Genomic DNA, 20813 nt, shown 5'->3' with positions numbered 1-20813 from the left:
CTAAAAATAGCGACGAGCCGTTTCTTCAATCTCGTGTTTTTCTATTTTGCTTTGTCTTCTCTGTTCCGTTGACGATAATCAACTTGTCTCCCAGCAGAGTAATACGCCCATTTTCCGTCACTCTCGACAAGAAATACATCTTGTTGAACATAGACTCAGGAGATGTTTCAGTTAGAACACAGATGGGATGGATGTTCTCTAAATTCCACTGACGGGAAGGCTGCTCAAATCGATATTGAGTTTCCCACTCTCCATCAGCCTTCTTTTGTAAATAGTAAAACGATTCGCTCTCATCCTTACTAACTCGATATATTCCATCGCTATCAACAACTTCATCTCCACTTAATGGAACAGGAAGCCGCGGCGAATTGCCGCCCATGCCTACATCCACCAAGTATTCCTTGTTATCAAGTGGGACGATTAACAGAGGATTTGAAAATTGAACTTCTCGAAAAAGGAGAAATCGATTTCTGTCTCACTTCTTCATCTATAGATCGACCGGGAATTGGTTGTTTACTATTAATGACGGAAGAAATTGTACTGGCTGTACCAGATACACATCGTCTCAAAGACCGTCAACGTATCCACCTCAGCGAGGTAGCAAATGATCGATTTATTTCGCTAAAACCAGGGTACTGTTTCCGTGAAATTACCGATGAGTTCTGTCGCAAAGCTGGATTTATTCCCAATATCGTCTCTGAAGGGGACGAACCAGCAACCATCACTGGCTTGATTCGTGCTGGCCTTGGTATTGCCTTAATCCCAATTGCCGCTAAAAAGGAATTGCCACCGCTTACGCTCCTTCATATAGAAGAACCTGTTTGCCAATGGACCCCTCATGTAGCTTGGAATGAAAATCAGTACTTGTCTCTTGCTGCACAGACTTTTCGTGATTTTGTTATAAACTATGACTATAAAGCCAAACCGTAAATGTACTACCAGCATTCAAGGAAATCACAAGATAAAAAGCTGCCAGGCCAATGCCTGACAGCTCCGGGATAGAAGGTTGTCTCTCAGAGTGCTATGTCAGGTGCAGGTGGTGGTGGAGCCGTTTATTCACTTGTTATATTAGAGAAAAATTAGGAAACAATAGTTTAATTAACCGCCTTTTCTGAACTGCACCCCAAATGTTAGACACTATCTAACATTGGAGATGCAGTTTTTTTATGGCTAAGTTTAGTTCATACGAAAAATAACAAACAGTTCTACGTTATCAATCTGGCTCGGAAGAGATGCTGTTGCATCTGCAACAAATCAAACCGCCTAACATATATATGGTTCAAATAGGCGTGCAGCCTCTGCTGACCGGAATATGCACCCTAATTCATACATTAGCTAAAAGTAAGGAGGCTTTCCTTTGCCATTTATTGTTCGATTTTCAGACAACGATGTAGGCGCAATTACGTTTACCGGAAATACGCTTGGGTTATCCGGCCTCAATGGTACAGCTGGAACACAGGATTTTATTGGTGCGCTTGTCACAACAAATACTGCTGTTCAGTTAGGGAACTTTCCACCGGGTACCACCAATGATTTCAATCTAGATAATTCCAGCGCCATTCTTCGTCTCCCCCCAGGAAGTAGCATTCTTTATGCGGAGCTTGTTTGGGCCGGAACCTATGCAGTACTGAATGGAACGACTAACTTTGAAGCGTTTATTGATAAGTCCGTCTCCATCACGACGCCCCAAAATACAACACTAAGTGTGGCCCCTGATCCTGCGACAGCTCAACTACTGTTTATTAACGGTAACTTTAACTACTTCCGTTCTGCCAACGTTACCTCAATCATTCAGAGTGGAGGCGCAGGTACGTATACGGTTGGCGGCGTTGTCGGAAACATTGAAAACATAGCTACCTCTTCAGGTAACCATTGTGGATGGACATTATGTGTCGTTTATAAAGACCCAACTCTTCCGTTCCGTAACTTAAGCTTAAATGTCGGTATTGTTGATATTGAATTTGCGAGTACCCCTTCTGTTGATTTTCCTGTTACAGGTTTCTCCACTCCAGTGACTGGGCCTGTAACAGGAAGAGTTCAGCTATGTGCAGGGGATGGTGATGCGAACAAATCGGGTGATCAAGTCCTATTCGGGCCTAACACGTCCAGCTTGAACTTCCTCTCCGGACCGAATAACCTCCAGAACAACTTTTTTGCTTCGCAAATGAACAACGATACCGGAAATCAGGATACGTCCGGCACGTTCGGTACGCGTAATATGCTCCAAGGAGCCCCGGGGGCCAACGTCGTCGCTGGTAGGCAAGGATGGGATATTACCAATGTAAATATTTCTAATTTTTTAGGAAACAGCCAAAACTCTGCCGTACTACAATTGCGTACACAAGGTGACGGTTATTCGATTTATGCGTTAGGGCTTTATTTTGATATTAATGCTCCACAGATAAATGTCAAAAAGTCGGTTAACGTCGTGCAAGCAGCCGTAGGGGATACGTTAACCTACACTGTCACTGTCACCAATACAGGAATAGCCTCAGCAAACTCAACTGTGGTCGTTGATCCCCTACCAAACAACACACAGCTCGTTCCTGGCAGTGTACTCATCAATGGCTCTTCAGCCCCAGCTGGTTCAAACCCTGCGGTAGGCATTCCAGTAGGAACACTGGCAACAGGGCAGTCCGTGACGGTTACCTTTAGCGTAACGGTAACATCAATACCGCCAAGTGGTGTTATTTCTAACCAAGCATCTGCACGCTTTCAATTTGAGAGCGTCCCTGGTGTCATCACAAATGGAGATATTCCATCTAACGAAGTAGATGTTCCTATTCTAGCGCCAGCACTTAGTTTGACAAAAACAGCGGTACCGCTTTCTGGTGCTCCTGGTGATACGATTACCTATACATTCGTAGTTACGAATACGGGCTCCGTTACCTTGACGAATGTCCGCCTCGCGGACGACGTGCTAGGATTAATCGATACGATTTCCAGCTTAGCTCCAGGTGCAACCTCTACTTTTAATGTAGACTTTGTACTGCCATTCCTACCAGTTGGAAGCCTAACCAATACGGCCACTGCCACATCTGACCAAACGGGTCCTGTAACAGACACGGCAACTGTAATCATTTTACCTTCCTTTAACCTATCGATTACCAAAACCCCAGATCGTTTCTCTGGTGCACCAGGAGATGTCGTCACTTATACGTTGACTGTAACGAACAATTCAAATGCTCCTCTAACAAACGTTACCGTAAACGACTCGTTAACCGGATTCACAACAACGATTCCTACCCTTGCTGCAGGTGCTGTCCAAACCTTCACAGAAACATTCACGATACCAGCCGCTGCAACCGCAGGTACTACATTCACAAACGTAGCTACTGCCACCTCCAACGAAACACCTCCAGCATCCGATCAGACGACTGTTGTGGTTACACCTGTACCAAGCCTCATCATTGTAAAAACGGTCGATCAAGCTACTGCCGCTCCAGGTGACATCGTGAACTACACGATTACCGTCACAAATGCAGGAAATGAAACGTTAACAAATGTTCGGATTGTCGACCCGGTCATTGGAGTCGATCAAACCTTCGATGCGCTTGATCCAGGAGATACGGTCCAAATTGTCACCCCATTTACGATCCCGATTACGGCTGTACAGGGCGATGTACTCGTGAATACCGCAACCGTGACGTCCAACCAGACGCCTCCGGAGCAAGCTAATGCTGTCGTTACCGTCATTGGTGACCCGGCGATCGTCTTAACGAAATCCGTTGCGCCAACAGAAGCCTCCCCAGGCAGCACGGTTACTTACACCTTTGTCGTGACGAATTCAGGAAATACACCATTATCAAACGTCAGTCTTATCGATCCGCTGCTCGGTCTTAACCAATCCCTCGGTACACTTGCTGTTGGCGAGACAAGAACGGTCAATTTCCCGTTTGTTGTTCCGAATATAACGATCACTCCGTTTGTTAATGTCGCCACTGCGTCAGGCAGCTTCGGTCCACAATTAGTGACAGACACTGCTTCCGCTTCATTGGAGATTTTAATTCCCAACTTTACATTAACGAAGAGTGTAGATCGTGCACAAGCAAATCCAGGAGATACGGTAAACTTCACATTCGTAATTACAAACACAGGCAATGTCACCTTAACCAATGTGGTCATTTCCGATCCACTGCTATCTTATCTGGAAACCATTAATCAGCTTGCACCGGGTGCAACGGTAACGGAAACCATTCCTTTTGATATCCCAGAAAATGCGCTGGCAGGTACCGTGTTTACCAACACAGTTACAGTAACACCGACAGAGATAGGTCCGAAGCAAGCATCTGTTGACGTAACCGTCAATCCTGCCCCTGCGATCGATCTCACGAAAACACCGGATGTCGATAATGGCCTGCCTGGAGATACCATCACGTATACGATTACGGTTACGAATACGGGTAATCAGACGTTAACAAGTGTAGGCGTAAGTGATGAGCTGCTTGGTTTAAATGCGGTCATTCCATCGCTTGCTATCGGTCAATCTCAAACCTTTACGGTTACCTTTGTTATTCCACCTGGAACTCCAATCGGTACCGTTATTACAAATGTAAGTACAGCTGTATCCGATCAGACGGATTCCGTCCAAGATACTGCGCATGTGCTTGTCAATCCACTGCCGCCTGTCATTACGATCGTTAAGACGGCTGATCGGCTAACAGCTGCTCCGGGCGAGACGGTCAACTATACGTTCACCGTAACGAACGCAGGAACCGTTACCTTGACAAATGTGCTTGTGACCGACGAAATACTCGGTGTTTCCCAGCCAATTGGCACATTGGATCCAGGTGCTGTACAATCGTTTAGCTTCCCGTTCATTGTTCCGCTTAATGCAGAGCCAGGCTCCACAATCATCAACACAGCTGTCGTCACTTCTGACCAGACGAATCCTGAAGAGTCAACAACCACGGTTACCGTTATTTCTGCTCCAGGTTTGACAATTAGTAAGTCACTTGACACCGCTCAAGCTTCACCTGGTCAAACCGTTACTGCTACGGTTACGGTGAGAAATACGGGTAATGTTGATCTGACAAACGTCTCCGTAACCGATCCAACACTTGGTTTCAGCACTATTGTTCCACTGCTCCCAGCAGGTACAACACAAGTGTACACCTTACCTTTTGAAGTACCGTTTGTTCCAGCCGGAACCGTTATTACAAACACAGCTACAGTAACTTCCGATCAGACAGGACCAAGAACTTCCACCGCATCCTTTACCGTGCTTGCACAGTTCCAACTAAATTTAACGAAGACGGTAGATCCTACTACAGCAGGCCCTGGCGATACAGTTACTTTCACTTTCACCCTGCAAAACTTATCAAATGCCGAGTTAACGAATTTACGCTTCGTAGATGAACTGCTTGGAATCGAGCGATCAGTAGATGTCATTCCAGCTGGCTTCACCATTGTAACGACACGTACGTTTACGATTCCAGCAGATGCCCTTGGAGGCAGTGTGATTCTAAATACCGCTACGTTAACTTCTGATGAAACGAATCCAGTCACCGTAAATGCTTCTGTTACAGTAACTAGTAATCCGGAACTAACCATTAGCAAGATCGTACAGCCGACAACCGCCTTCCCTGGTGAAACAGTCTTCTTCCGAATGGAGGGAATCAACACAGGTAACGTTCCGCTGACGAATATCCGATACAGTGATCCACTCCTTGGCCTATCCGGCGTTGTCTTATCCCAAGACGTTGGCGCCATTCAATCACTTATCGTGCCATTTGTTGTTCCACCTACGGCAGTACCTGGAAGTGAGATCGTCAATACCGTATTAGTCGCTTCCGATCAGACACCGCTTCAAAGTACTACAGCTACGATTCGCGTTACAGGCTTCCCACTTACCGTCACGAAGCAAGCGAGCTGCAAAACCGTCTTTGTCGGTGACAAATTGACATTCACGATTACGGTTACGAATTCAAGTGAAGTACCTATTACTAGTGCCGTTCTTACCGATCTGCTTCAGACAGGCACGAAGTTTAATCCTGGCAGTGTCCAAATTGGTAACCGCTGCATTAAAGATGCTGATCCAGAGCGAGGCATTAACCTAGGAGCGATAGCACCTGGCCAGACTGTAGTAGTTAGCTTCTGTGTTAAGCAAAAAATTGAGCCGCCTAGCAAAAAGCTTCGCAATAGTGCTACTGTCTCATTCTTACTGGAAGGCGCTGCTCAGCCAATCTCCGTTGTCTCCAATACGGTAGTGGTTTCCGTAGAGGAGCATTCTGAATAGCTAACTATACAGTTACTTCATAAGAAGCCTTTAACTTGATACAAAATGACCCCTGCGAAACAGCATATTGCAGGGGTCATTTTGCTCATGACGGCCCTTCATGAAAGTGGAACATATTAAAATGGGGCACATATAAAAAATACATTAATACTCAAGGTCGAATCCAATCTTATTGTATGTATTTCATTCTGTATAAACGAACAAGGAGGAAATCCTTTGGCCTTTATTCTTAGATTTACGGGGAACAATACTGGCGCAATTACGTTCACCGGAAATACACTCGGATTAAGCGTATCTGGGTTCCCTGGAGCACCTGGCACTCTAGACTACATCGGAGCGCTTGTGACGACGAACACACCCTTGCGGTTTGGAACCTTTCCACCAGGTACGACGAATGATTTCAATCAAGATAGCGCTAGCGCCGTCCTTCGCCTGCCGCCCGGAAGCAGCATCCTTTACGCGGAGCTTGTATGGGCCGGTACGTACGCGGTAACAGGTGGAACTACTGATTTTTCACCGTTTATCGACAAATCTGTATCCGTTACGACGCCGCTAGGCTCAACAGTTAGCGTTGCACCTGATCCGGTTACCGCGCAGCTTTTGTTCATCAACGGGAATTTCAACTATTTCCGATCGGCTAACGTAACATCAATTATTCAAGCCGGTGGTGCTGGAACATATACGGTAGGCGGAGTTGTCGGAAATATTGAGAATGCTGGAAGCAATTCAGGGAACCATTATGGATGGACGCTTTGCGTCGTGTACGAGAACTTCTCATTACCTTTCCGTAATTTAAGCTTGAATGTTGGGATCGTGGATATTGAATTCGCAGGCAGTCCCACGGTTAATACTACGATTTCAGGCTTCGTAACACCAACAATCGGCCCAGTAACAGGAAGACTTCAGTTTTGTGCAGGGGATGGTGATGCCGGCAAAGGAGGGGATCAGATTAGATTTGGTCCAGCTTTAGGGAATTTGACTATAATAACGGGACCCAATAATACCTCAAACAATTTCTTTGCTAGTCAAATAAATGATGATAGCGGAAATGTGGATACAGCAGGTACGTTCGGCACTCGAAACGCCGTAGGTTCCGTTCAAGTTGTAGGTGGCAGACAAGGCTGGGATATTACAAATGTCGACGTTTCCGGCACATTAACGAACAATCAGACGTCTGCTGTACTCCAATTGCGAACAGCATCAGATGGATACACGATCTATGCCGCTGGTCTCTACATTGACATCAATGCACCGATCATCAACGTCGATAAAACCGTCGATACAAGTCAGGCCTTCGTCGGGCAAATATTAACGTACACTGTCACTGTTCAAAATACCGGGACAACATCTGCCAATTCTACCGTTATCGTCGACCCCCTTCCGAACGACACTATCTTTATTCCTGGCAGCGTACTAATTAATAGTTCACCTGCTCCAGCTGGATCAGACCCCACCATCGGAGTTCCTGTCGGTTCTCTAGCCCCTGGTGGATCGGTCCGTATTCAATTCCAAGTAAAAATTGCGACACTGCCTATTGATAATGTAATAAGAAATCAGGCTAATGCCATTTTCCAATATCAGAGCGTTGCTGGCGGCCCGATCTTGGATGGGAATATCCCGTCTAATGAAGTAGATGTAATTGTAGTACCAGCTCCTCAGCTTGACATTGTAAAGACAGCTTCACCGTTAGTCGTTTCGCCTGGAGAACTCGTTCAATATACGATCACGGTTACAAATCCATCTTTTGTAGAGTTGACGAATGTACGGCTAGAGGACTCCTTGCTCGGACTTATTAACGTTATCTCCAGTTTAGCACCAGGGACAACCACGAATTTTATTGTCGACTTTTTCGTCCCTCCCGGAACACCTGCTAATTCTACGATTTCCAATATTACGACTGTTACTTCAGACCAGACACCACCAATAAGTGATGATGCTCAAGTGCTCGTTCTACCAAGCTTTGATCTGGCGATCACAAAGACTCCAGATCGTGTATCCGCTGCACCTGGAGAAACAGTTACGTACACCCTTACCGTCACCAATTTATCAAATGCTACGCTGAATGGCGTAACCGTCACCGATTCCTTGACTGGATTTGCGCTTGATCTCCTCCCTATGGCTCCAGGTAACATTCAAGTGTTTAAGGTTCTATTTACCATCCCGCCGGGCACAACCGCAGGAACCACCTTTACGAATGTAGCTACCGCTACGTCCAATGAAACGGGTCCACGGTCCGATCAAGCCACAGTCATTGTAACGCCCATTCCGACTATCTTTGTATTCAAGACCGTCGATCAACCGACGGCAGCACCTGGAGACACCGTAATCTATACGATTACCGTCTCGAATGCGGGTAATCAAACGTTAACGAACGTACGTATTACCGATCCGACGCTTGGTATCGATCAAACGATCGATGCATTGACGTCAGGCGACACATTCATACTCACACAGCCATTTGTCGTTTCTGCCACTGCAATACAAGGCGACACGATAGTAAATACGGTAAATGTCGTTACCGACCAAACACCACCTGAACAATCCAATGCAATCGTTACCGTAATAGCAGATCCAACGATCTTATTGACGAAGACAGTCTTCCCAACAGAAGCCGCACCAGGCTCCTCTGTTACGTATACGTTTAACGTCACAAACACAGGAAACACGACATTAACTAATGTGCAGATTGTCGATCCGCTCCTAGGACTCAACCAAACGCTCGGCACGTTAGCCGTGGGTGATTCGAGAACCATAAATTTCCCGTTTGTAGTCCCGAATATTTCACTAACTCCATTCATCAATATTGCTACAGTGACGGGCAATGCCGGTGTGCAAACGGTAATCGATAGCTCGTCTGCATCGTTGGATATCCTACTGCCTGCCTTTACACTCACAAAAAGTGTCGATCGAGCAACAGCCAATCCAGGGGATACCGTGAATTTCACATTCGTGATCACGAATACAGGCACGCTCACCTTGACGAATGTAAACATATCCGATCCGCTATTATCTTACGTGTCAACGATTCCACAACTTGATCCGGGTGCGACGGTAACCCTTACCTTACCGTTCGATATTTCAGAAGATGCTTTAGCAGGCACCGTCTTTACCAATACGGTTACTGTAACACCTACTGAACTTGGGCCTCAACAAGCCTCAGTAGATGTAACTGTTAGCCCTGCACCTGCCATCGAACTGACCAAGACACCTGACGTAGACAATGGTTTACCTGGTGATACGGTGAATTACACGATTACAGTGACTAACACTGGAAATCAAGCGTTAACAAGTGTAGGTGTTAGTGATGAATTACTGGGATTAAATACTGTCATCCAAACACTCGGCATTGGTGAATCTCAAAGTTATGTCCTTTCGTTTATTATTCCACTAGGAACACCGATCGGCACCATTATAACGAATGTAAGCACGGCCGTGTCCGATCAGACCGACTCGGTAGATACTATCGCACATGTGCTCGTAAACCCATTACCGCCTGTCGTAACAATCGTGAAGACACCAGACCGCCTAACGGCTGCACCGGGAGAAACAGTTACCTACTCTATTACCGTCACAAATGCAGGTACCGTCGTCTTAACAAATGTGTTGTTGACGGATGAAGTTCTCGTCATATCTCAACTACTCGGTACTTTAAATCCAGGTGACACGCAGACACTATTCTTCACTTTTGTTGTTCCAGCAGATGCAGAACCGGGTTCTTCGATCGTTAATACCGCAGTCGTTACTACCGACCAAGGCAATCCTAAAGAATCGACTACTACGGTAACCGTCCTTCCATTACCAGCTCTGCTCGTTACAAAGGCACTCGACATGACGCAAGCAGCACCTGGTCAAACGGTTACAGCTACGATTACTGTTCGGAACACAGGCAACGTCGATCTAACAAATGTATCCATAGCGGATCCAACATTAGATTTCTCTGCGACCGTGCCATTATTACCAGCAGGCGCAACAGAAGTGTATACGATTCCTTTTGAGGTGCCTTTCGTTCCAGCGGGAACTGTCATCACAAATACTGCTACAACGACTTCAGACCAGACAGAACCAAGTACTTCAACAGCATCCTTGACCGTCCTTGCCCAATTCCAGTTAAGCCTAAACAAGCGCGTAGAACCGGCTACAGCTGCTCCGGGAGAAACAGTTACATTTACGTTTGAACTCCGGAACCTGTCTAATGCTCCGTTAACTAACGTGCGTTTTGTCGACGAACTGCTCGGTATTGATAGAACAGTAGATTTGATTCCTGTCGGCTTCTTTACCGTCGTAAGCCGTACATTTACGATTCCAGCAGGCAGTCTGGGAGGAAGTACTACTGTGAATATAGCCACAGCAAGCTCCGATGAAACGGAACCTGTCACTGCCGCTGTAAGCATTACGGTGAGAGCCATTCCGCAGCTCGCCCTTAGCAAAATTGTTGAGCCTGAGGTCGCTTCACCAGGTGAAACGGTATTCTTCCGCTTAGCTGCAACCAATACGGGAAATGTGCCATTGACGAACATTCGATTCGCCGATCCTTTCTTGCGATTAGTTGCTACCGTCGTATCATTGGACGTCGGGGCTACCGTATCCGCAATCGTTCCATTTGTCGTCCCGACTACAGCGGTTCCTGGCAGTGAAATTGTCAATACATTGCTCGTTGTTTCTTCTCAGTTAGCACCGCAACAAGTTGTAGCAACCGTCCAAGTTGCCGGATTTCCAGTAACGGTAACTAAAGAAGCAAGTTGTCAGTCCATTTTTGTTGGTGACACGTTAAAGTTCTCCATTCGCATTTCCAACACGAGTCAATCGACCATAAACAACGTTGTGCTTACGGATGTGCTGCAAGAAGGCACTAAATTTATAAGCGACAGCGTTCATATCGACAATAAGCATGTTTGTGGTGCAAATCCGGAATCAGGCATCAACATCAGTTCACTAGCTCCAAATCAGTCGGTTCTAGTAACGTTCCTTGTTAAACAAAAGTTCGAACCGCCTTCGAAGAAAGTGCGCAATAGCACCACAGTGACCTTTATCCCAGAAGGCGCTACAGAAACACTCTCTGTCATTTCTAACACGGTCGTCATTAAAGTAGATGAGCATGCGGAATAGAAGTTACTTTTAACATCTACACCTTAACAGCGTCCCATTGAGCTTCCGTTCAATAGGACGCTTCTTTATATAGCAGTTGAAAGAGACCAAATAAAGGAGAAGAAGGTTGCTCCAAATGTAATGAGCAATAAAAACAGCCAATCAAAGGACGTATCCCTTCGACTGGCTGCACGTATTTAGACCTATTAAGATAGCACTCTCTATTGAAATCCAGAAGGTATTGTCACTGAAGTTGGTCATTTCCGTAGCTATGAACCCAAGAAGACTGTAAATGAAGAAACCCCTACTCTAAATCGAGCCAGGAGAAATAAAAAGACTCATTGGGGGTTAAGTTATATGATATGCATAATAGGTTAACTCTGATACAGAAACTAATTCTTTTTCTATATATGAGTTTGAAAATATTCGCAACTAGTGTTACCTGCCATTAAAGTCAATTAATTAAGTTTCTCTAAAATTGGTTTGTCAATAGCGGATATTTATATGACCCTCTTATTGTCCACACTATTCTATTAAATCCTCATATCTTAATAATGGGGTGATATAAATGGCATCAAGATTTCTAGACGGACAAGTTTCACAAAATGCAAGCTATGCAAACTCTCTTGCAATTCCAGCTACGCCAGCTCCTGCGCTGTTCGCTACACTCGGTTTGGACATTTCGAATGCTGGTACAGGTACCGTAAATGTGCACCTGAACGCAACCGTTACACTTGGCGTCTTGCTCGCTGTACTAGGTACGGCTCAAATTACAATCGTCCGTAATGGTACAGTAGTTGTATATTCAGGAATCGAGTCGACACCAGCAGTTATTGGGAGTGCGGCTAGCTTTACGATTACGGCAGTCGACTTTAATGTACCAACTACGCCGGACTTCTTAATTTACCAAGCCTTCATAAGTGTTTCTGGTATTGGCATTGGTGTTAACCGTATTGGTCCAGAAAGCTTTAACGCGATTGCTTACGCACAACCATAAAAATAGAACTTCAAGCATCTAAAAGTGAAGCACATGCGGAATAAAGATATAACCGGCCTTTTCGAAGGCCGGTTATTGTTTGGAATATAGGGTTTTCATCGCTTAGGGTAAGAATAGTATGTTCGAACACAACTACTGCTCAGATTCCTCTATCACAGCTATCAATCTTTCTCTAAATTGTTGCAAATATTCCACCCGCTTCTCCACAGAAACATGGGCAGGTTGCCATGCCGCAAAATAAGGCACAATGTCCATCCCGACATACTTTAATGTTCCATGCTCGATGCCATGCAAATGATATTCTAGGATACCCAGATCGTTCTCATCCTCATAACGCTCTGGTTCTGCTCCCGTTGTAAACACAAGCATGGCGCGCTTTCCTTTTAATAAGCCGTTCGCAAATGTTTGGTTTCTTCCATACGCAAAGCCTGGCACCAACACGCGGTCGAACCAGCCTTTCAATATGGCCGGCACAGAATGCCACCAGAGTGGGAAAATAAAGATGACCAGATCAGCCTCCGTCAACTTGTTGTGCTCCAGTATGATATCTGGTGATAAGTTGTCATGCTCATAAGCATGACGCTGTTCGGCACCATATTTTAAATAGTCTGGATTTTGGGGAGTTTGAAAGTCACTCCAATCCGCAACAGGCTTAAACGCCATTTGATACAAATCAGAGAGTTTCGTTTCATAACCTCGTTCGGTAAATAAATCTATCGCTGTATCTTTAAGCGCACCACAAAACGATTGCGGCTCATGGTGAGCAAATACAATAAATGGTTTCATGTTTTTAATCTCCTTCTCTTCTTAGCAAAAACGCATCAACAATATGGTTAAAATCAGCTGACTTCTCCAAATAAGGAAGATGACCACAATGCTCCATCACTACGATCTCAGATTGTTTCACTAAATGATTGATTTCATTTGCGTAAAATTCAGGAACGAAATGGTCATGAACCCCTCTTATAACGAGTACCGGACAGTTTAATCGCTCCAGCTTGTCCCTCTGATCGACATCTGCCAATTCATAAAACAGCTGCTGCACATGCTTCCGATTCATCGTTTTTAATGAATGTTTAAATCCTCTAACGATAGCTGGATACTCTAATACACCCATTTCTCTAAGCAAAACGTCCGACCACTGTTCTCCCCCATCATCTAAATCAAGTAATCCATAAATATTCATGCGTGCAACCCGATCATCAGATCGCAGACGCACAAAGGAATTCACCATAATTAAGCCATCGATCATTTCTGGACGGTAAAAGGCTAAGTCAAGACCAACCCGCGCTCCTTTAGAGAGTCCACAAATTGTGCAAGATGAAATGTTCAGATGCTCTAATAAGGAAGCAATCACTTCCCAATATTCATGGAATCGGATATGTGATCCTTCTGACTGACCATGACCAGGCAAGTCCACCGAAATGACCGTTCGATGATTCTGAAAGTACTTTCGCTGATAAATCCAGTTGCTCGAATTGCCACCAAGTCCATGTAGAAAAAGAAGAACAGGTCCCTGCCCCTCTTTTTGATAATAAATAGAATTGCTCCCGTAAGAAAATCTCATGCTGACTCATCTCCACGATTCATACTAGTTGCAATCATATAGATAATAAAAGGATTACCTGAAATATATCTTTTCTTACATATATTTATGTGAAGTTTATCACATTGAACTGTGATTTCAAATCGATTCAACGTTTTTCTTAGTTACATGATCCCCGTATTTGAACAGCTTGTGAAAACAATTCACCTCAATTCCATCATGAGTTAGATAATGGGCACGGTGAGATGTAACCACGCATATAATATCCACAGTACAAATAGGCGAATGCGGAGTGATGTGATATTTAGCCACTGGATTGTGTAGTTAGAATTAAGGCAATTAGAAAGGAGTGAGACAGCAAGATGCCAGCAACAATTACGGGAATTGTATTTAACGACTTAAACCATAACGGCCTCTTTGATGCCGGAGAACCGGGCATACCTAACGTGTTTGTTGTGTTATTCAGCAGTACAGGCGGAACCTGTGCCTCTACGATCACCGATGCAAATGGAAACTACAGCTTTACGATTACGACTGCCGGGACTTATACCGTGTATGAGACGGTTGCTGACCCTGGATTGACATGCCCTCCTACCACGTTTACTCAACCTACTGGATTTACCGTATCCAATGGGCCAAGGAAATTCACAATCGTTGTGACCGCTGCTCAGGTTACTGGAAACGCGGTTATAGCGAATCAAAATTTTAGCCATGACACGACTGATAATCCACTATTCTGTACGACGACAATGGTTCAATTTTCAGGCCGACCTACGGAATGGTTTAATATTAACCTTGTAACGGGGGCCGCTATTTCGCAAGGCCTCTTAAATCCAGCTCTTGAAGTCAATGCGATTGGATACAATCCATTAGACAATTACGTTTATGGCTATGAACAGACGACGAATCATATTGTTCGTGTCGACCGTAGTGGCAATGTAACGATCCTGTCCCCTCTACCACCCGGATTGCCTGCAGACGGATATAATGTAGGCACTTTTGATTTGAACGGATTTTTATATATCTATGTCAATGATGGTACAAAATTTTATGTCATCGACCTGCGTCCGAATTCTGCAACTTACTTAAAGCTAGTTAGCCCTGCCAGTGGGTATCAAGAACAGTTTGGCAATTTTGGCGTTGTCCTGACCAGAACGGCAACTATTAGTGACTGGGTATTTCGTCCAGCAGATGGAAATTTATACGGTATTTTACCTACGGGACCCGTGCAGCGGATTGTACCTACTACAGGAGCGGTCACCAGCCTAACGACAACTCCGCTCGTTACCACTACTTCCTTTGGTGCTATGGCTATCGATGCTACTGGAGCCATATTTGCCATTGCGAATAATACCGGAGGCGTGTACCGATATATCATTTCTGGCAATACGGCAACCTCATCACGATTTTCCACGACCGTTATCACCCAATTCAATGATGCTACCTTATGCCCTTTTGCGACGGTAGGCACTGACTTTGGTGATGCACCAGATATTTCAGCAGGAAATGGACCGGGTGACTATTCTACCTTGCTTGCTAACAATGGGCCGCGCCATCAGACATCCAATGCCCTTTTCCTTGGCACACAAGTAACAACAGAGCTTGATGCGCTTCAAAATCCAACGGCCACAGGCGACGATATTCCAAAAGGCATTCAAGATGATGGACTAACCGTTCCTTTACCTGTCCTCGTAGAAGGCCCACTGTTAACTACGTATTCATTAAATGTAAGAGTAACCAACAATACAGGAATTCCTGCCAACTTATATGGTTGGGTTGATTTTAATGGTAACGGTATTTTCGAGGGTTTTGAAGCATCTGATGTTCAAGTCGTCCCTTCACTATCGGGTACGCAAACCATTACAATTCGTTTCACAACAGCTAACTCTCTCACTCCTTCATTAGTATTATTTCCTGGCCAAACATTTGTAAGATTAAGACTCACAACAGACAATTTAGTTAACCAGAATGTTTTTCTATTCGGAGAAGATACAAGAAGTGTAGGCCCTGCCTCAGATGGGGAAGTAGAAGATTATATTTTAGAAATCATTCCATCAGGCGCTCTTCTTCTTCTTTCTAAAACAGCATCCCAGCAAACCGCCTTCCCTGGTGATACCGTCCTCTATACATTTAAGGTTACGAATCCGAACAGCTTTGATTTAACGAACGTACGCATTGAGGATTCAACACTTGGCTTGATCGATATATTATCCAGCTTGCCTGCTGCAGCATCGGTAACACTCGAAGCTAAATTTGTCGTACCGCCAAATACACCTGCTGGGACAGTCATTAGCAATATCGTTACCGGAACTTCTGATCAGACGCCTCCGGCAAACGCTATTACCGAGTTCACCGTACTGCCAACCTTTAGCTTGGATGTAGTGAAGACAGTCGATCGGATTAGCGTCGCGCCTGGTGATACGGTAACCTATACGCTTACGGTTACCAATACGTCCAACGCACCAATTACAAATGTCACCGTTAAAGATGATCTAATCGGCTTTGCTCAAGTTATCCCTTCATTGGGTATCGGCGAAACCCAGACATTTACGGCTCCGTTCCTGGTACCTCTTGGAACTCCTGCTGGCACTGTATTTACCAACTTAACAACGGCTACTTCCAATGAAACGCCACCGACATCCGACACGGCGACCATAGTCGTCACCCCAATTCCAAATGTGTTTATTGTAAAAACGGTCTCTCCACAAATCGCCGCGCCTGGCGATACGGTGAACTACACCATTACAGCATCGAATGCGGGCAATGAGACACTGACGAATTTGCGCATTGTCGATCCTACGTTAGGTATTGATCAAACCTTTGATACGGTTGAACCAGGAGATTCTATCGTTCTCACGATACCATTCGATATCCCAATAACTGCCGTGCAGGGCGATACGATCGTAAACGTTGCAACGGTGACAACCAATCAGACGGGTCCGAGTCAAGCAGACGCGGTCGTAGCTGTACTCGGACAGCCTGGCATTGTGCTTATCAAAACAGTATCACCTGCTGAAGCATCTATTGGCAGCACCGTCACCTATACATTTGAAGTGACAAACACGGGCAATACCGCATTATCCAACGTTCTGCTAACTGATCCACTGCTCGGATTAAGCCAGACGATAGGTACAATCGCCGTCGGTGATTCGCAAACGATTACGTTCCCGTTTGTCGTTCCAAGCGGCGCCACCAGTCCGTTCAATAATATTGCTACCGTAACCGGATCGTTTGATTCGCAAACGGTACAGGATAGCGATGATGCATCACTTGTCGTATTGCAGCCTGACTTTCTCGTTAGCAAGGCCGTTGATCAAACGCAAGCCAACCCGGGCGACACAGTCAACTTCACGCTTACGATTACCAACACGGGCACGCTCACGTTGACCAATGTCGTGGTTTCCGATCCGCTGCTCTCGATTAATAATACGATCGCTTCTCTTGCTCCAGGCGTCTCCGTGACCAAGACGATACCGTTCGTCATTCCTAGCACTGCTGCTGGTGGCTCAGTTATAACGAACGTCGTTACCGTAACCCCTACGGAAACGCCACCGAAGGATGCAACGACAACGGTAACGGTCAACAACGCTGCCGCTATTGCCATTACGAAAACGCCAGATCGAGATAATGCACTTCCTGGTGAGCTAATCACGTATACCATTACGGTTACAAACACGGGCAACGTAGACTTAACGAACGTCAACATCCGTGATCCCCTGCTCAGCCTAAATACGGTAATACCTACTCTAGCTGTCGGACAATCGACGAGCCTGACACCTACTTTCACAGTCCCTGCTGATGCAGCAATCGGCACGGTTATTATAAATACCAGCCTAGCGGTATCGGATCAGACCGATTCGGTAACAGCAACAGCCAAAGTTCTTGTCAACCCGCTACCACCAATAATAACGGTTGTAAAGACAGCAGATCGCTTAGCTGCCGCCCCAGGCGAAACGGTCACGTACTCGATTACTGTATCCAATCTGGGAACGGTCGTATTAACCAATGTCCTATTGACGGACGATACACTTGGCATCAACCAAGAGCTCGGTACGTTAAATCCAGGTCAAAGTCAGACACTACCGTTCCAGTTCACGATTCCTGCAAATGCACCGAACGGATCCGTGATTGTGAATACAGCAGTGGTCGTGTCCGATCAGACCAACCCTGAAGAAGGCACTACTACGGTTACCGTTGATCCAAGTCCGAGCTTACAAGTAACCAAAACCATCGATCCACTACAAGCCGCTCCAAGGCAAACCGTTACCGCAACGATTGTCGTACAAAATACAGGCAACGTCAGCTTGACGAATGTCGTCATCACCGATCCAACCTTGAATTTCAGTTCGGTTCTTCTTTCTCTACCAGCAGGTTCGTCCATTTCGATTCCTATTCCATTTGAGATACCAAGTGTACCTGCGGGAACGGTATTGACTAATACAGCTACAGCAACATCCAATGAAACTGGACCATCTTCTTCTACAGCTTCGCTCACCGTGCTGCCTGCGCTGCAGCTTAGTCTGGTTAAACGGGTAGAGCCATCTGTCGCTTCACCAGGAGAAACGGTTACCTTTACTTTTGAAATACGTAACACAACTGGTGCTCCGCTCACTAACGTAAGATTTGTCGATGATTTTCTTGGCATAGATAAAACAGTGGATTTCCTCCCAGCTGATTTCTTTATTATATTGTCCCGCACATTCACGGTACCTGCTGATGCAGTTGGAGGAACTGTATTAACAAATACGGCCGTACTAAGCTCCGACCAGACAGAGCCTATTTCTGCTACAGCGGAAGTAACCGTAGCTTCTCTCCCAAGACTCGACATTAGTAAGACGGTCTTTCCGCCTATTGCCTTGCCAGGCCAAACCGTATTCTTCCAGGCACGAGGAGTTAATACAGGTAACGTTCCATTGACCAATATTCGCTATAGCGATCCGCTTCTTGGTCTTAACGGTACCGTTGTATTTCAGGATATCGGAGCTGCAGTCACACTTATCATTCCGTTTACCGTGCCTCCTACCTCAGTTCCGGGAGAAACGATTGTGAATACGGCGTTCGTTGATTCCGCACAAACAGGACCGTTAAGCACCTCTGTAGCCGTTAGAGTCGCGGAGCTTCCGATTACCGTCACAAAGAAATCGGATGCTGAACGGATCTTCGTTGGAGATAGGGTCAAATTTAGAATTACGGTGACCAACACAGGCAGCATTCCAGCCAACAACGTCGTGTTGACCGACCTGCTGCAGAAAGGCACGAAATTGGTGCCAAAAAGTGTCGAGGTTGATCGACGCTGCATTCCAGATGCCGATCCGGAAAAAGGCATTTTGTTAGGCACGATAGCATCTGGTCAATCCGTCCAAGTATCGTTCGAGGTGAAGCAAGTCTGCTTGCCGCCTAATGAGAAAGTGCGCAACTTTGCCTCGGTAAGCTTCCAGCTAGGCAATTTGCCTCGCAGGTTTACCGTCGATTCCAACACTGTCATCGTTAAAGTAGAAGAGCATCATGAATAAATACTAAAAACTGACCAGCCACGGTTTACGGTTAACTCCAACAACGTTTTAATCCATACCGAATAACTCGTTTAAGAAAAAAGAAACCGGCCTTAGTGAAATAAGGCCGGTTTTACTTTTATTGCGAAACGTAATTATTCCTGTTTGGACGATGTCTGCTACCAGCGTTATACATGAATTGCGATATAGGATCTAATTTAATATTGTATTTATCAATATATAAGACATAAACGAATGAAAACAATTTAAAGAAAACGAAACCCATACATGCTCCAACGAAGTTATAAATAACATCATTTATATCAATGACACGATAAGGATAACGTAAATAGAGACACAACATAAACTGAAGGAATTCAATAAACAACGTGAATCCTACCATATATAGCATTATATTTTTTGTATTTGATTGACAGAGATAATTTATTAAAAAACCAAATGGGATTAATAATAGTACATTCAGCAGCTGCTCACTAAGTAGGAAGGAATAATGTTCAGCGAGCCATAAAGGCTTGAGATTGATAAGAAGCAGTGTATTTTGCTCCTCCTCTCTAAGAGAATGTAGAAGGCTGCCTAGTGGGAGAGGTAATAACGTTAATTTTAACAAGGCTAATATGTAAAAAAAGAATAGCGAAAGGAATAATAAATAGGTATTGCTTTTCTTTATTACAAACTTTCCAAGTAACACCGCCAGAAGGAATAATGGTAAAGAGTAGATGTAAAGCAGCGTAAAGCTTATATCAAACATTTTTACGATGTCCCCCATGATTAGAATAAACGAGCAGAACCATTTCAACTGTCCTGCTCATAGCATGATTTTAATTCGAAATGGTTCCCGTACCTGTAATTCTCCAGTAATCGTTGGCTCCTTTACTCCAAACTAGATAGTATTCACCAATGCCATCTGGGTCGCCTACCGAGTTAGCTCCAGGGAAGTACTGGCTGAATTGAACCGTTCCACCCACTGCACTTGATGGCTTTACCTTAAAACTACCGATTAGATTATTTGTATGACCATCATCCTCCCTGAGAAAGACAGTAATTTCGCGGGGCACCACGCTTGCTCCACTATTTTTTTGTTTCGTTGTCACCGTGCCTGAGACTGTTATTCCATTTTTCCCATCTGCTAAATGATGAAATTGCTTATAAACTTTTCCGTTATACATACATAATGACATATCAAGCGTCCACGTACTTGATGCTGCATAAACAGGAACTGCGGCGAGCACCATAATCATTACAATTGAAGATAATAAAACATGACCGAACCGTTTCATAACATGTATTCCTCCTTTAATGATTTGTAAAACACGATAGATCACCCTACCCATAGTATTTTCACATATGACCTAATATGACTTTAACTGTAAGATTACACAATCTTTATTTATGCCGTGCATGGCCATGAATAACAAAAAAACCCGACCACGAAAG

General features: G+C 44.9%; 10 protein-coding genes. 5 read left to right on the top strand and 5 right to left on the bottom strand.

The features are described from left to right. Positions 1–25 precede the first annotated feature (25 nt). A complete protein-coding gene (locus NQ117_RS00275) occupies positions 26–379 on the bottom strand; it encodes an arylamine N-acetyltransferase (RefSeq protein WP_258276035.1) in 354 nt (117 codons plus the stop codon). Between the two features lie 53 nt (positions 380–432). Here NQ117_RS00275 and NQ117_RS00270 point away from each other — a divergent pair, with 53 nt between their 5' ends. The 4 genes from NQ117_RS00270 to NQ117_RS00255 all read left to right on the top strand — a co-directional run bounded on the left by NQ117_RS00270 (position 433) and on the right by NQ117_RS00255 (position 12320). Further along, on the top strand, positions 433–930 hold the full coding sequence (locus tag NQ117_RS00270) for a LysR substrate-binding domain-containing protein (protein WP_258276034.1): 498 nt from the start codon (positions 433–435) through the stop codon (positions 928–930). A gap of 427 nt (positions 931–1357) precedes the next feature. Continuing rightward, the gene (locus NQ117_RS00265; RefSeq protein WP_258276033.1) at positions 1358–6238 is read left to right on the top strand and encodes a DUF7507 domain-containing protein; all 4881 of its coding nucleotides are present in this window, start codon (positions 1358–1360) and stop codon (positions 6236–6238) included. Between the two features lie 216 nt (positions 6239–6454). Next, positions 6455–11344: a DUF7507 domain-containing protein gene (locus NQ117_RS00260; RefSeq protein ID WP_258276032.1), complete on the top strand. Its 4890-nt coding sequence runs from the start codon at positions 6455–6457 to the stop codon at positions 11342–11344. A 547-nt stretch (positions 11345–11891) separates the two neighbouring features. Continuing rightward, complete coding sequence (locus tag NQ117_RS00255) at positions 11892–12320, top strand: hypothetical protein (protein WP_258276031.1); 429 nt, start codon at positions 11892–11894, stop codon at positions 12318–12320. A 132-nt stretch (positions 12321–12452) separates the two neighbouring features. Here the strand turns inward: NQ117_RS00255 and NQ117_RS00250 are convergent, their stop codons facing one another. Together NQ117_RS00250 and NQ117_RS00245 are read right to left on the bottom strand one after the other, a co-directional pair. Then, positions 12453–13106, bottom strand: a complete 654-nt coding sequence (locus NQ117_RS00250) for an NAD(P)H-dependent oxidoreductase (RefSeq protein WP_258276030.1) — start codon at positions 13104–13106, stop codon at positions 12453–12455. A gap of 4 nt (positions 13107–13110) precedes the next feature. Continuing rightward, the gene (locus NQ117_RS00245; RefSeq protein ID WP_258276029.1) at positions 13111–13887 is read right to left on the bottom strand and encodes an alpha/beta fold hydrolase; all 777 of its coding nucleotides are present in this window, start codon (positions 13885–13887) and stop codon (positions 13111–13113) included. Positions 13888–14228: 341 nt separating this feature from the next. Between NQ117_RS00245 and NQ117_RS00240 the strand changes: the two genes are divergently transcribed. After that, positions 14229–19379, top strand: a complete 5151-nt coding sequence (locus NQ117_RS00240; RefSeq protein ID WP_258276028.1) for a DUF7507 domain-containing protein — start codon at positions 14229–14231, stop codon at positions 19377–19379. A 118-nt stretch (positions 19380–19497) separates the two neighbouring features. Here NQ117_RS00240 and NQ117_RS24090 read toward each other — a convergent pair whose 3' ends face one another. Together NQ117_RS24090 and NQ117_RS00235 are read right to left on the bottom strand one after the other, a co-directional pair. Next, the gene (locus tag NQ117_RS24090) at positions 19498–20127 is read right to left on the bottom strand and encodes a VanZ family protein (RefSeq protein ID WP_375163008.1); all 630 of its coding nucleotides are present in this window, start codon (positions 20125–20127) and stop codon (positions 19498–19500) included. Between the two features lie 70 nt (positions 20128–20197). Beyond that, on the bottom strand, positions 20198–20656 hold the full coding sequence (locus tag NQ117_RS00235) for a hypothetical protein (RefSeq protein WP_258276027.1): 459 nt from the start codon (positions 20654–20656) through the stop codon (positions 20198–20200). Between the last annotated feature and the right edge of the window lie 157 nt (positions 20657–20813).

Source organism: Paenibacillus sp. SC116 (genome assembly GCF_024733555.1).
Lineage (GTDB): Bacteria > Bacillota > Bacilli > Paenibacillales > Paenibacillaceae > Paenibacillus_B.
Note: the sequence above shows the minus strand (reverse complement) of the source record. Positions and strands in the feature narration are given on the sequence as shown.